The sequence below is a fragment of the Nocardia sp. FBN12 genome, assembly GCF_050320175.1.
Taxonomy (GTDB): domain Bacteria; phylum Actinomycetota; class Actinomycetes; order Mycobacteriales; family Mycobacteriaceae; genus Nocardia.
This window is the reverse complement of sequence record NZ_CP190048.1, coordinates 7,114,669-7,127,895: the sequence shown is the minus strand read 5'-3', so window position 1 is coordinate 7,127,895 and position 13,227 is coordinate 7,114,669. Positions and strand designations below refer to the sequence as shown.

Annotated in this window: 12 protein-coding genes; 3 read left to right on the top strand and 9 right to left on the bottom strand. The window is 66.5% G+C overall.

What is annotated here, in order from left to right:
- Nucleotides 1-37 precede the first annotated feature (37 nt).
- Nucleotides 38-1,258: an acyl-CoA dehydrogenase family protein gene (locus tag ACQHI0_RS33450; protein WP_427905671.1), complete on the bottom strand. Its 1,221-nt coding sequence runs from the start codon at nt 1,256-1,258 to the stop codon at nt 38-40.
- Nucleotides 1,259-1,453: 195 nt separating this feature from the next.
- Here ACQHI0_RS33450 and ACQHI0_RS33445 point away from each other — a divergent pair, with 195 nt between their 5' ends.
- Complete coding sequence (locus ACQHI0_RS33445) at nt 1,454-3,076, top strand: purine-cytosine permease family protein (RefSeq protein ID WP_427905670.1); 1,623 nt, start codon at nt 1,454-1,456, stop codon at nt 3,074-3,076.
- Nucleotides 3,077-3,242: 166 nt separating this feature from the next.
- On the opposite strand, the gene ACQHI0_RS33440 is transcribed toward ACQHI0_RS33445, so the two are convergent.
- The 3 genes from ACQHI0_RS33440 to glpK (ACQHI0_RS33430) form a co-directional block, all read right to left on the bottom strand.
- Nucleotides 3,243-3,992, bottom strand: coding sequence for an SDR family oxidoreductase (locus tag ACQHI0_RS33440; RefSeq protein ID WP_427905669.1), 750 nt, complete (start codon nt 3,990-3,992; stop codon nt 3,243-3,245).
- A 130-nt stretch (nt 3,993-4,122) separates the two neighbouring features.
- Entirely contained in the window at nt 4,123-5,802 is a 1,680-nt protein-coding gene (gene glpD, locus ACQHI0_RS33435; RefSeq protein WP_427905668.1) for a glycerol-3-phosphate dehydrogenase, read from the bottom strand.
- 32 nt (nt 5,803-5,834) lie between these two features.
- Nucleotides 5,835-7,337, bottom strand: a complete 1,503-nt coding sequence (gene glpK / locus ACQHI0_RS33430; protein WP_427905667.1) for a glycerol kinase GlpK — start codon at nt 7,335-7,337, stop codon at nt 5,835-5,837.
- 133 nt (nt 7,338-7,470) lie between these two features.
- Here glpK (ACQHI0_RS33430) and ACQHI0_RS33425 point away from each other — a divergent pair, with 133 nt between their 5' ends.
- On the top strand, nt 7,471-8,223 hold the full coding sequence (locus ACQHI0_RS33425) for an IclR family transcriptional regulator (RefSeq protein WP_427905666.1): 753 nt from the start codon (nt 7,471-7,473) through the stop codon (nt 8,221-8,223).
- Nucleotides 8,224-8,266: 43 nt separating this feature from the next.
- Nucleotides 8,267-9,793, top strand: a complete 1,527-nt coding sequence (gene glpK, locus ACQHI0_RS33420) for a glycerol kinase GlpK (RefSeq protein ID WP_427905665.1) — start codon at nt 8,267-8,269, stop codon at nt 9,791-9,793.
- A 37-nt stretch (nt 9,794-9,830) separates the two neighbouring features.
- Here glpK (ACQHI0_RS33420) and ACQHI0_RS33415 read toward each other — a convergent pair whose 3' ends face one another.
- From ACQHI0_RS33415 to ACQHI0_RS33395, 5 genes are all read right to left on the bottom strand, one after another.
- On the bottom strand, nt 9,831-10,403 hold the full coding sequence (locus tag ACQHI0_RS33415; RefSeq protein ID WP_427905664.1) for a type II toxin-antitoxin system HipA family toxin: 573 nt from the start codon (nt 10,401-10,403) through the stop codon (nt 9,831-9,833).
- Nucleotides 10,400-10,681 carry a HipA N-terminal domain-containing protein gene (locus ACQHI0_RS33410; RefSeq protein ID WP_427905663.1) on the bottom strand — a complete coding sequence of 94 codons (282 nt, stop codon included), beginning with the start codon at nt 10,679-10,681 and terminating at the stop codon, nt 10,400-10,402. Before ACQHI0_RS33410 ends, ACQHI0_RS33415 begins: the two co-directional genes overlap by 4 nt.
- Nucleotides 10,674-10,913, bottom strand: coding sequence for a helix-turn-helix domain-containing protein (locus ACQHI0_RS33405; protein ID WP_427905662.1), 240 nt, complete (start codon nt 10,911-10,913; stop codon nt 10,674-10,676). Before ACQHI0_RS33405 ends, ACQHI0_RS33410 begins: the two co-directional genes overlap by 8 nt.
- Before the next feature lie 115 nt (nt 10,914-11,028).
- On the bottom strand, nt 11,029-11,898 hold the full coding sequence (locus tag ACQHI0_RS33400; RefSeq protein ID WP_427905661.1) for a hypothetical protein: 870 nt from the start codon (nt 11,896-11,898) through the stop codon (nt 11,029-11,031).
- Between the two features lie 29 nt (nt 11,899-11,927).
- A complete protein-coding gene (locus ACQHI0_RS33395) occupies nt 11,928-13,088 on the bottom strand; it encodes an MFS transporter (protein ID WP_427909380.1) in 1,161 nt (386 codons plus the stop codon).
- Nucleotides 13,089-13,227 lie beyond the last annotated feature (139 nt).

Below are 13,227 nucleotides of genomic sequence, written 5' to 3'. Positions count from 1 at the left end.
GCGACAACACTGTTCGCGGCCGGGGTCGGCGGTAGTACTACTTGCCGAGCAGACCCTTGGCGATGTGGGTCACCTGGATCTCGTTGCTGCCCGCGTAGATCATCAGCGACTTCGCGTCACGAGCCAGCTGCTCGACCCGGTACTCGCTCATGTACCCGTTGCCGCCGAACAGCTGCACCGCCTCCATCGCCACCTCGGTCGCGGCCTCGGAGCAGTACAGCTTCATCGCCGACGCCTCGGCCAGGCTCGGCGGCTTACCCGCGCGAGCCCGCTCGAGCACGTTGAACACCATGTTCTGCACATTGATTCGTGCCACTTCCATCTTGGCCAGCTTGAGCTGGATCAGCTGGAAGCGCCCGATCTCCTGACCCCACAGCGTGCGGTTGCGCGCGTAATCGACACAGAGCCGGTGACATTCGTCGATCACGCCCAGTGCCATGAACCCGACGCCGATCCGCTCGGCGGTGAAACTCGCTCTGGCGCTTTCTCTTCCGTCGCCGCCCTGGTGCTCCTCGGTCTCACCGAGCAAGCGATCCTTGCCGAGCCGCACGTTGTCGAAGAACAACTCGCCGGTCGGTGAGGAGTGCAGGCCCATCTTCTTGAACGGTTTGCCCTGGGTGAGGCCTTCCATGCCCTTGTCGAGCACGAAGGTGAGCACCTTGCGGTCGCGCTTGTCGACGCCGTCACGCTCGTCGAGCTTGGCGTAGACGATCATCACGTCGGCGCACGGGCCGTTGGTGATGAAGGTCTTCTGACCGTTGAGGATGTAGTCCTCGCCGTCGCGCTCGACGCGAGTCTGCATGCCGCCGAACGCATCCGAGCCGGAATCGGGTTCGGTGATCGCCCAGGACGCCACCTTGCGCAGGGTGACGATGTCGGCCAGCCAGCGCTGCTTCTGCGCCAGCGTGCCGCGCGACATGATCGTGGTGGCACCCAGCCCGATGCTCACACCGAGCGCGGAAACCAAACCCATGCAGACACCGGACAATTCGCTGATCAGCACCGCCATCATCGACTGCTGATCACCGAACGGGCTGGGAGATTTCTTCTCGGATCCGCCCGCCTCCTTGGCGAGCATCTTCGCGACGGCGTCCTCGCCCATCGCGTCGATCCCGAACTGGCTGAACAGCTTTCGCAGGACGGGGTACGGCAGCATCTCACCGCTGTCGAGCGCGTCCAGATTCGGCCGGACCTCCTTGTCGATGAACGCCCGTACGGCGTCGCGGATCATCAGATCGGTCTCGGACCATTCGAACACTCTCGTCTCCTGACGCTCGCCTTCCGTTCAAAAACATACACGCGTGCTTGTTTTTGCGGGGCCGTTTCGGTGACCCCGGTCACCATCGGGCTGCGTAACAGCGGCGTAACGGAAAGGAAAATTCATGTCTACATCTATGCAGGACCGTCTGTGAGTCGCCGGTTACGGGCGGCAGCGGATGAAGGAGAGACGGAAATGGCTGGAGCGGATACCGCCGCCAAAGAAACACTCGAGGACTACACGCTGCGTTTCGCCCCGCGGAGCTACCGCAAATGGAGCCCCGCGGTCGTCGGCATTTCCGCCCTCGGCGGCATCGCCTACCTGGCCGATTTCGCGATCGGCGCGAATATCGGCATCGCGCACGGCACCGGAAACGCCCTGATCGGCATCGGTATCTTCGCCGTGGTGGTGATGCTCACCGGATTTCCGCTCGCTTATTACGCGGCGCGCTACAACATCGATCTCGACCTGATCACGCGCGGTAGCGGATTCGGCTACTACGGTTCCGTGATCACCAATATCGTGTTCGCGTCGTTCACTTTCATCTTCTTCGCGCTCGAAGGGTCGATCATGGCCCAGGGCCTGTTATTGGGCCTCGGAATTCCCTTGTGGCTGGGCTATCTGGCCTCCACGATCATCATCTTCCCGCTGGTCATCTACGGGATGAACACCCTGGCCAAACTGCAGGTGTGGACCACTCCCCTGTGGCTGCTGCTGATGGTGGCGCCGTTCGGGTTCCTGCTGCTCAACCACCCCGATTCGGTCGGCTCGTTCTTCGCCTACGGCGGTAAGGACGGCCAGGGCGTGAGTGTGTCCGGCGCGCTGCTGGCCGCCGGTGTGTGCCTGTCGCTGATCGCCCAGATCGCCGAGCAGATCGATTACCTGCGCTTCATGCCGCCCCGCACCCCGGAGAACCGGGCCAAGTGGTGGGGCTGGATGCTGCTCGCCGGTCCCGGCTGGGTGCTGTTCGGTGCGGCCAAGCAGGTCGTCGGCCTGTTCCTCGCGGTGTACCTGATCGCGAATCTGCCCGCTGCGCAGGGCATCGCGAACCAGCCGGTGCACCAGTTCCTGGAGATCTACAAGGACATGGTGCCGGGCTGGCTGGCCATGACGCTGGCCGTGGTGCTGGTGGTCATCAGCCAGGTCAAGATCAACGTGACCAACGCCTACTCCGGCTCGCTGGCCTGGACCAACTCCTACACCCGCGTCACCAAGACCTACCCGGGACGCCTGGTGTTCCTGGTGGTGAACCTGGTGGTCGCGCTGATCCTGATGGAAGCGAACATGTTCGACTTCCTCAACAGCATCCTCGGCTTCTACGCCAACTGCGGCATCGCCTGGATCGTCACCGTGGCCACCGATATCGCGGTGAACAAGTACCTGCTCAAGATCTCGCCGAAGGTGCCGGAGTTCCGGCGCGGCATGCTCTACGACTTCAACCCGGTCGGCCTGGTCGGCTTCGGGCTGTCGGCGGTGCTGTCGATCATGACCTTCTTCGGTCTGTTCGGTGAGCTGCTGAAGCCGTACTCACCGCTGGTCGCGGTGCTGGTCGCCTTCATCGCGACGCCGCTCACCGCGATCGCCACGAAGGGCAAGTACTACCTGCGTCGCACCGACGACGGCATCGACGTCCCGATGTTCGACGAGCACGGCAACCCCGCCGCCGATCTGCTGCCCTGCCACGTCACCGGCCTGGAATTCGAGCGCCCGGACATGATCGCCTCGGCGGTGCCCGGTCCCGAGGGCGAGATCCAGTACATCAGCTCGCTGGCGCTGTCCACGGACAAGGACGGAAAGCACCTGCTGCCCCGTCAGTAGTATTGGAGCGCTGGCGCGCTCGAGTTCGCGGCCCCTTGTGTCCCGTCGATCAGGCACCGTTGCTTGCTCCTTCGTCGCCTACGCAACGGCACCTGATCGACGGGACGGCCGCGAACCGCCGCTGCGCGGCGGCCCCTCCTCGAGGTCGGGGCGTTCGGGGCTGGTTTCAGATCATTTTGCGGACCACCGACAGCGGCAGTATCCGCAGCGCGAAACCCAGCGGCACCCACGGCCAACCGGGAACGTAGGCATTGGCGCGACGCTTCTCGATCGCGGCGACCATGGCACGGACGCCGGTTTCGGTGTCCACCATGAACTTCGGCTGATGCTTGACGCGGTCGTTCATCTCCGAGCGGATGTAGCCGGGGTAGATCACCGAGACGTCGACGCCCGGAATCGCTTCCGCCCGAACGCCTTCGGCCAGCGCGGCGACGCCCGCTTTGGTGGCCGCGTAGGTGGTGAGCGTCTTGGGCATGCCGCGCAGGCCGGAGATCGAGGAGATCATCACCAGGTGGCCGCGCCCCTGCGCGCGGAAGATCGTCAACGCGGCTTCGCTCTGCGCGAGAGCGGCAAGGAAATTCACCACTGCCGTCTCGCGGTTGGCCTTGTGATGGCCCGTGCCGAGTGGGGCGCCCTTTCCGAGGCCCGCATTGACGATCACACGGTCGATGGCGCCGAATTCCTCGGCGAACTCGTCGAAGACGGTGAACACCGCGGCGTCGTCGGTGACATCGAGTCGCTTGACCGAGACAACGCGATCAGGGTGTTCGGCGAGGATCTCGGCGCGCAATTCGTCGAGCCGCTCGGTGCGGCGCGCGCACAGGCCGAGGTCATAGCCCAGAGTGGCGAACTGGCGCGCCATCTCAGCGCCGAGCCCGGAGCTGGCGCCGGTGATCAGGATGGTGCCCCGGCTCACGAGCGCGTCGCGGTTCGTCGTGGGGTGTTTCGCAATTCCATGCGCTCACGCTAACCACGCGCGGCGGCCCGGTCTACGACGCCGCGGCGGTTCGCGCGGTTCGGCTCCGCTGACGGCCGGGCGCAATCGGTCAGCGGGCCGCGACCAGCCTGGCCGTGTTGGCGGCTTCGTCGTCGCTCGCCTCGTTGGCCGCGAGTTCGGCGTGCACGCGGTCGTAGTAGCGATTGATCTCGGTGTCGGTGGTCTCCTCGTTCCAGCCGAGCAGGGGCGCGATCAGCCGGGCGACCTCCGGTGCGGCGGCGAGGCCGCGGTCGGGGACCTCGATGGAGATGCGGGTGCGGCGGGTGAGGATGTCGTCGAGGTGCAGGGCGCCCTCGTGCGTGACGGCGTAGACGATCTCGGCGGCGATGTACTCCGAGGCGCCCGGAATCGGGTGGCGCAGTGCGGGGTCAGCGGCGACGAGGCCGAAGATATCGGTGCTCAGCGAACCGTAGCGGCCGAGCAGGTGTGCCACCACGTCGACGGGCAGTCGCTGCGAAGCCGCCAGGGTGTTCACTTCGGCGAGCAGGTCGAAATAGCCGTCCGCGCCGACGATGGGCAACTGCGCGGTCGACGAGGCGGGGATATCACCACCGAGGCGCGCGACGGCGGCGTCGACGACATCGGCGGCCATCACCCGGTAGGTCGTGTACTTGCCGCCGGCGATCACGAACAGGCCCGGTGCGGGTTCGGCGACGGCGTGTTCGCGGGACAGCTTCGCGGTTTCCTTCGTGGCGCCGGTCATCAGCGGGCGAAGGCCCGCGTAGGTGCCGACGATGTCCGCCCTGGTCAGCGGCTCGCGCAGCAGTGAATTGACGTGATCGAGGATGTATTGCACGTCGGCGGCGGTGGCCGTGGGGTGGTTCTTGTCGAGTGCCCACGCGGTGTCGGTGGTGCCGATGATCCAGTGTTCGGCCCACGGGATCACGAACAGGACCGACTTCTCGGTGCGCATGATCATCCCGGTGTGCAGGTTCAGCCGGTCGCGCGGCACGAGGATGTGCACGCCCTTCGACATCTGGACGTGGAACGGGAAGTCGACGCCGGTCATCTTGATCATGTCGTCGGTCCACACGCCGGTCGCGCTGATCACCGTGCGGGCCCGAATCGTGTGTGCGCGACCGGTTTCCAGGTCTTCGACCCGCGCGCCGACGACCTTCTCGCCGTCGCGCACCAGCCCGATCACCTTGGTGCGGGTCAGTACTGTCGCACCGTGCTCGGCGGCGGTCCTGGCGATCATCATCGTGTGGCGGGCGTCGTCGACCTGCGCGTCGTAGTAGCGGATGGCGCCGGTCATCGCGTCATCACGCAGTGCGGGCGCGAGTTCCAGTGCGCCCGAACGGCTCAGGTGCTTGTGCATCGGAACCGTGCGCGCGCCGCCGAGGGTGTCGTAGAGGGCGATGCCCGCGCCGATGTAGGCGCGCTCCCACACCCGGTGCTGCAGCGGGAACAGGAACGGCACCGGGCGCACCAGGTGCGGGGCGAGCGTATTCAGCAGCAGCCCACGCTCTTTGAGAGCCTCGCGCACCAGCGCGAAATCCATCTGCTCCAGGTAACGCAGACCGCCGTGGATGAGCTTGGACGAGCGGCTCGAGGTACCAGCGGCGAAATCGCGTGCCTCGACCAGGGTTACGGACAGGCCGCGTGCGGCGGCGTCGAGCGCGGCACCGGCGCCGGTCACGCCACCACCGATGACCAGGACATCGACTTCGGCGGTATCGAGCGAGCCGACGGCCTGCTCACGGTAGGTGGGGTCCAGTTGCACAGACACGATGATCTCCTTCTCGAAAGTATTGGGGTGACTCAGATTTCGGCCCAGTCGAGGGTTCGCTCGACGGCTTTGAGCCAGCGGCGATAGCCCTTTTCGCGTTGCTCGTCGGACCAGGTCGGATGCCAGCGGACGTCTTCGGACCAGTTGTCGAGCAGTTCGTCGGTGCCGCGCCAGAAGCCGACGGCCAGTCCGGCGGCGTAGGCGGCACCGAGTGCGGTGGTTTCGGCGACGACCGGCCGGGAGACGGGGACGCCGAGCAGGTCGGCCTGGATCTGCATGGCCAGCTGGTTCACGGTGACGCCGCCGTCCACCCGCAACGTCGCCAGGCGCACACCGGCGTCGCGCTGCATGGCCTCGACCACGTCGCGGGTCTGGTAGGCGATGGATTCCAGGGTGGCCCTGGCCAAGTGGGCGTTGTTGCTGTAGCGCGAGAGGCCGACGACCGCGCCGCGCGCATCGGGTCGCCAGTACGGCGCGAACAGGCCGGAGAAGGCGGGCACGAAGTACACGCCACCGGAATCCTCGACCTGACCGGCGAGATCCTCGATCTGCGCCGCGCCTGCGATGATGCCCATCTGGTCGCGCAACCACTGCACCGCGGAGCCGGTGACCGCGATCGAACCCTCCAGCGCGTAGGCGGGCTTGTCGTCGCCGAACTGGTAGGCGACGGTGGTGATCAGGCCGTGGTTCGAGCGCACGATCTCCGTGCCGGTGTTGAGCATCAGGAAATTGCCTGTGCCATAGGTGTTCTTGGCCTCGCCGGGCCGAAAGCACACCTGCCCGACACCTGCGGCCTGCTGGTCGCCGAGCACGCCCGCGATCGGCACCGAGCCCTTGAACGGGCCGTCGGGTTTCGTCGTTCCGAACAGTTCCGGGTTCGCCGACGGGGCGATGGTGGGCAGCATGGCGCGCGGGATGCCGAAGATCGCGAGCAGCTCGTTGTCCCAGTCCAGGGTTTCGAGGTCCATCAGCATGGTGCGCGAGGCATTGGTGGGGTCGGTGACGTGTACGCCGCCGGTGAGGTTCCAGATCAGCCAGCTGTCGAGGGTGCCGAACAGCGCGTCACCGCGCTCGGCATCGGCGCGCACGCCCGCGATGTTGTCCAGGATCCACTTCAGCTTGCCGCCGGAGAAGTACGGCGCGGGCGGCAGGCCGGTCTTCTCGCGGATTTGTGCGCTGTGGCCCGCGTCGTCGAGGTCGGCGATGATGCGGTCGGTGCGGGTGTCCTGCCAGACGATGGCGTTGCCGTAGGGGCGGCCGGTGCGGCGATTCCACACCACGGTGGTCTCGCGCTGGTTGGTGACGCCGATGGCGGCGAGGTCGTCGGCCGTGAGATCGGCGAGCGAGAGGGCGGTCTTGACGACAGTGCGGGTACGTTCCCAGATCTCGTCCGGATTGTGTTCGACCCAGCCGGGGCGCGGCATGATCTGCGAGTGTTCGAGCTGGTGGCGGGCGACCACGGTGCCGCTGTGGTCGAAAACCATGAATCGCGTCGATGTCGTGCCCTGGTCGATCGCGCCCACGTACCGGTTCATTTTCTCGCCTTCCCGGACCTCGTCGTCGAGTCCGCCGATCGGGCACCCGTGCCCGAAACCCACGCTAGGAACGCGCGGGTGCGTACACCACACACACCGTTCGACAATGCTGAACGGTGGTAGGTTCGGGCCCATGCCTGGCCCGATCCAGTCGATCGAACGCGCCGCCGCCGTGCTGCGCCTGCTCGCGCGCGGGTCGGGGCCGCTGGGTGTCGGCGAGATCGCTACCGCGCTCGACCTGGCCAAACCCACCGCGCACGGCATCCTGCGGACGCTGCTCGGGGTCGGGTTCGTCGGCCAGGACGCGCGCACCGGCAAGTACCTGCTCGGACCGGCGATCGGCGAACTCGGGACCGATCGGCTCGATGTGAACGAGTTGCGCTCGCGCGCGATCCATCGGGCCGACGCGCTCGCCTCGCGCGCCGGGGAATCGGTACGGATCGCGGTGGCGCGGGATACCGGGATCACGGTGATCCATCACGTCTTTCGGCCCGACAACAGCGAGCAGTCCCTGGCAGTCGGCGAGGTACTGCCCGCCCATGCGACCGCACTCGGCAAGGTGCTGCTCGCCTACGACGCCGCGGCGAAAGTCGGTGCGCTCCAGGGATTCACCCGGCGGACGATCACCGAACGCGACCGGCTCGACCGTGCGATCACCGAGGTGCGACGGCGGGGCTGGGCAGACGAAGTCGAGGAGTACCACTCGGGCGAAGCGGGGATCGCCGCGCCGATTCGAGCCAGAGGTGGCCTCGTCGTCGCTGCGATCGGCATCACCGGGCCGACAGATCGGCTGTGCGACAACCGATTACATGTGCGACCTGCCGCGATCGAGCAGGTGCGCGCCGCCGCCCTCGCCGTGCACCGTGATCTGACGGCGGCGCGATGATCTGGGACGTCACGAAGATACGCGCCGACGAGAGCAGCTGCCGATGACCCAACGTTTCGTGCTCGCCATCGACCAGGGCACCACCTCGAGCCGCTGCATCGTCTTCGACCAGCACGCGCGGCTGGTGGGGATGGCGCAACGGACCCATCGTCAGCATTACCCCAGGTCGGGGTGGGTGGAGCAGGATGCGCTCGAGATCTGGCGGACGGTGGAGCGGATCGTGCCCGCGGCGCTGCGCGATGCCGGGATCACCGTCGAACAGGTGGCCGCGATCGGGATCGCCAATCAGCGCGAGACCACCGTCGTGTGGGATCGGCACACGGGGATCCCGGTGCGCCTGGCGATCGTCTGGCAGGACGTGCGGACCGAGGAACTGGTCGATCGCTTGAAGGAAATGCCTGGTGCTCAACGTATTACGGAACTGAGCGGCCTGCCCTTGGCCACCTACTTCGCCGCACCTCGCCTGCGCTGGCTGCTCGACAATGTCGAGGGCCTTCGCGCCAGGGCAGAACGCGGCGACGTCCTCTTCGGCACCATGGAATCCTGGCTCATCTGGAACCTGACCGGCGAGCACGTCACCGACGTCACCAACGCGGGTCGCACCCTGCTGATGAATCTCGCCTCCCGCCAGTGGGACGCGGAACTGTTGCGGTTCTTCGATATTCCGCCCGCCATGCTTCCCCGCATCGAACCGTCGACCGGCGATTTCGGCACCGCGCGCACCGTCGTCCCCGGTGTGCGGATCGGCGCCGCCCTCGGCGACCAGCACGCGGCTCTCTTCGGCCAAACCTGCTTCGCCCCAGGTGAAACCGAGTGCACCTATGGCACCGGTGGCTTCCTCATGATGAACACCGGCACCGAACTGATCCGCTCCGAACACGGCCTGCTCACCACCATCGGCTACCAGGTCGGCCCCGAACCGGTCTACGCGCTGGAAGGCCCGATCGCGGTCACCGGCTCCCTGGTCCAATGGCTACGCGACATCGTCGGCCTGATCGCCACCGCCCCCGAAATCGAGACTCTCGCAAGCACAGTCGACGACAACGGCGGCTGCTACCTCGTCCCCGCCTTCTCCGGCCTCTACGCCCCCCACTGGCGCAGCGACGCCCGCGGCCTGCTCATCGGCCTGACCTCCTACGTCACCAAAGGCCACCTGGCCCGCGCCGTCCTCGAGGCCACCGCCTGGCAGACCCGCGACGTGGTCGAAGCCATGAACGCCGACGCGGGCCTGGAAGCGAAATCCCTGCGCGTAGCAGGCGGCATGGCCGCCAACAACCTGCTCATGCAGATAATCGCCGACGTCCTCGACACCCCAGTGATGCGCCCGCTGGTCACCGAAACAGTCTCCCTCGGCGCCGCCTACGCGGCAGGCCTGGCCGTCGGCTACTGGCCCGATCTCCAAGGCCTACGCCGCAATTGGAAGGTAGCCGCCCAATGGAACCCCGCCCCCGACCGCCGAATCCGCGACGAAGAATACGAACGCTGGCAACGCGCCGTCCAACTCAGCGTCGGCTGGGCCCGCCCGGCGAGTGGCCTGGCCAACCCGAACCCACCCTCCACACGGCGATAGCGATCACCATCACCTGTCCGGGTACGTCCCCGATCCGTCAGCCATCTTCGCCCGCACCACGTCCGGCCACGAGGTTGGTGGCGAAACGGGTGACATCGGCGGCCACTCCGGGATGCGCGCGTGGGTGCGGCGATTCGGTGGCTGCCAGGTCCAGCACGGTCGCGAGGGTGTCATCGACAACGTCGGCGGCGTCGGACAGCCCCCAGACCTTCCCCTCGGCGATCAGATGTGTGCGGGTGATCGCGCGATGGCGGTACTCCCGGTCGACCGCCAGCGCCATTTCTCCGTCGTTGGGCTGGTGCACTTGGGGAACGACGTCGTAGGCGGGCGCGAGACTGATCGACCCGTCGGGGTGGTGCAGCAGTGAGATGTTCTTCGCGTGCATATCCAGGTTGCCGACGGCGACGGCGAGCGTCGTCATACGCAGCAACTGCGCCACTGCCGCGCGGTCGCCGACCGCTGAAAGGACTCCGGCGATGCGCGCCGCGCTGACCTTGCCACCGAATTTCTGGTACTTCTGGTCCCCGCCCGCGCCGAGCACCTGACTGAAGTCCTCCTGATGAATGCGGCAGGCGGGGGCATCGGGTGCTCGGTCGTACCGCTCGATCACCAGGGCCGCGACGCCATCGAACTCCCGTATTTCGGTGCGGAACTCGCCATCCGGGCGAGCATTCGCCCCTCGGGGAGAAGTTCTCGAAAGAAATTCTGCCGCCGATCTTTTCGCGAACGGGTCGCGATCGCCGCCAAAGGGATCGACATCGACAAGATCGTGGCGTCGATCCCGAACTTGTCGACCGCCGCCGCATCTGCGATGAAGTCGAAGTTCCGCCAAGTGCCGACAATCGTTCCGACGCGAGTGCCGTACAACTCGACGACGAGGTCAGCCACGATCGCTCTTCGGCTCGATCGTGGCGGTGAGTTCCATCCCCGTTTCCCGCATCATGGCGAACAGCCGGTCGGTGTAGATCGACGGTTTGCCCGATTCGATCTCCCAGATGTAGCGCTGGGACGTGCCGAGTCGCTCAGCGAGCTCGCGCTGACTCAACCCGTTCAGCAGCCGTGCCTGCTGCAGGATTCGGCCGAGCGATTCCGCGCCGGACACTTTGCCCGTATACGCCATGCCACCTCCCGACTACCATTTAGTAGTCACGATACATGACTACCTTTTGGTAGTCGCACAACGTGACTACCATTTAGTAGTCAGGCCGCGCGCTGGCCGGGGCCTGGGAGGTGCGTCAGACGAAGAGTTCGTCGGTGCGAGTGGCGGTTACGGCCTGGGTCAACCACGCGTCGAGTTGGCTGAGGTCGGTGCAGGCGGCGAGCTGAGTGCGCTGTGCCGCCGACAACTCGAGTCCACGAGCGGTCAGCACCGTGAGCACCGCACGAGCAGCTTGCTCAGCGCGCCCTTCTTCACGACCCTTGGCTACGTACTTGGTAGCAATGCGGCCGCGGTATTCGGGAGTGCTCTTCATCAGTTCCTCCAAACGTCGGCTAGCCGCGAGGGTCAACGCGTCGTCGACCAGGTCCAGATACATTTTCACACGTTCGTCGTCGATTTTCATCAGCCCGGCCAGGAAAGCGGGTAGGACGTCATCCATGTGGGGGCCCGCCCCGTGCGCGATCGCTGACAGTGTTGCCCGTTCCGGACAACGGCGAGCCTCGTCGGGATCGGTCACCAGCGGAAAGCGATCCGGACCGAGAACCAACGGGTGTATCACCGAACCGCAGGGGCCCAGTTCGATCGGCTTCGCCGCCCATTCCGCGACCTGCCTGCTCGGCGTCACAACGAGCAGAACGGCTGGGCAGCCCAACCGGGATCGCAAAGTCGCCACGTAGACCGGCCACTTCCATCGCCGGTCATCCTTCTTGCTCAGCTGCACCTCGACGCACACACCGAGAATGGGCTGATCGCGATCGTCATGCGTACTCAGCGCCAGGTCCCCGCGATATTCCTTGGGGCCCATGTCGGTGAAGTCACACGGCTCGGCACGCATCTGGGCCGCGGCCTGCAGTGGTACGTCGAACTCCTCGACCAGCAGTGTCGGCGCCAGGGAGACCTCCGTGCGGAAAAGATCAAGCAAACCTTCGTGTAGGTAGCTCGGCATGCGCTGCACCGTATTCAGGTGCGGTGGGATCACGAATTCGGTTGCGGGGTGGCGGGGGAAACGCGACGGGCGAGCCAGACTGTGACGGTGAACAGGAGGACACCGGCGACCGCGAGGACAGCGCCGACCATGGCCGGGGCGGTGTAGCCGAGGCCCGCGGCGATCACGAGGCCGCCGAGCCAGGCGCCCGCGGCGTTGGCCATGTTCAAGGCGGCGTGGTTGAGGGCGGCGGCGAGGGTTTGGGCGTCGGCGGCTACGTCCATGAGGCGGGTTTGCAGGCCGGGGGCCAGGGCCGCGCCGGAGGCTCCGACGAGGAAGGCCCCGATCGAGGCGGTGATGGGGTTATGGGCGGCAAGGACGAAGCCGGCGAGGATGACGACCATCGCGATCATGGCGACGAAGATCGAGCGGTCGACGCCGCGGTCGGCGAGGATGCCGCCGCCGATATTGCCCACGATCATGCCGAGGCCGAACAGGGCCAGCACGATCGGCACCGCGCCGATGGGCATGCCCGCCACGTCGGTCATGGTGGTGGCGATGTAGGTGTAGACGGCGAACATGCCGCCGAAGCCGATCGCGCCGACGGCCAGGGTGAGCAGCACCTGCGGGCGGCGCAGCGCACCGAGTTCGGTGATCGGGTTGGTGATCTTCATGCTGGTCAGAGCGGGGACGTAGCGCCACAGGGCGGCCACCGTCGCCATCCCGATCACGGCGACGACCACATAGGCGTCACGCCAGCCGAAGTGCTGACCGAGCCAGGTCGCGCCCGGCACACCGACCACATTCGCCACGCTGAGCCCGAGCATCACCGCGGCCACGGCCTTGGCCCGCTGCCCGACGGGCGCGAGCGTGGCGGCGGCCAGCGAGGCGACACCGAAGTACGCACCGTGTGGCAGGCCGGACACGAAACGGGCGAGCACGAGCGTCTCGAAGGTCGGCGCGAGCACGGTCCCGATATTGCCGATGGTGAACGCGATCATCAACACGATCAGCAATTTCTTGCGCGCCACCCGCGCGCACAACGCGGCGATCAGCGGCGCGCCGACCACCACACCCAGCGCGTACGCCGACACCGCATGCCCGGCCGACGGCTCGGAGATACCGAAGTCCCGCGCGATATCGGGCAACAACCCCATGGTCACGAACTCGGTGGTCCCGATCCCGAATCCACCCAGCGCCAACGCGAGCATCGCCGGGACATGCCAGCTGGTGCGTGGCACGTCTAGGCGATCGGGGGCTGCAGTGGAAGAAGTCACGCTTCCATGCAACGGGCACAGATACCCATCCGCTACCCGAGATGAGCGTGAGTTAGCCCACCGTGGGAACAAC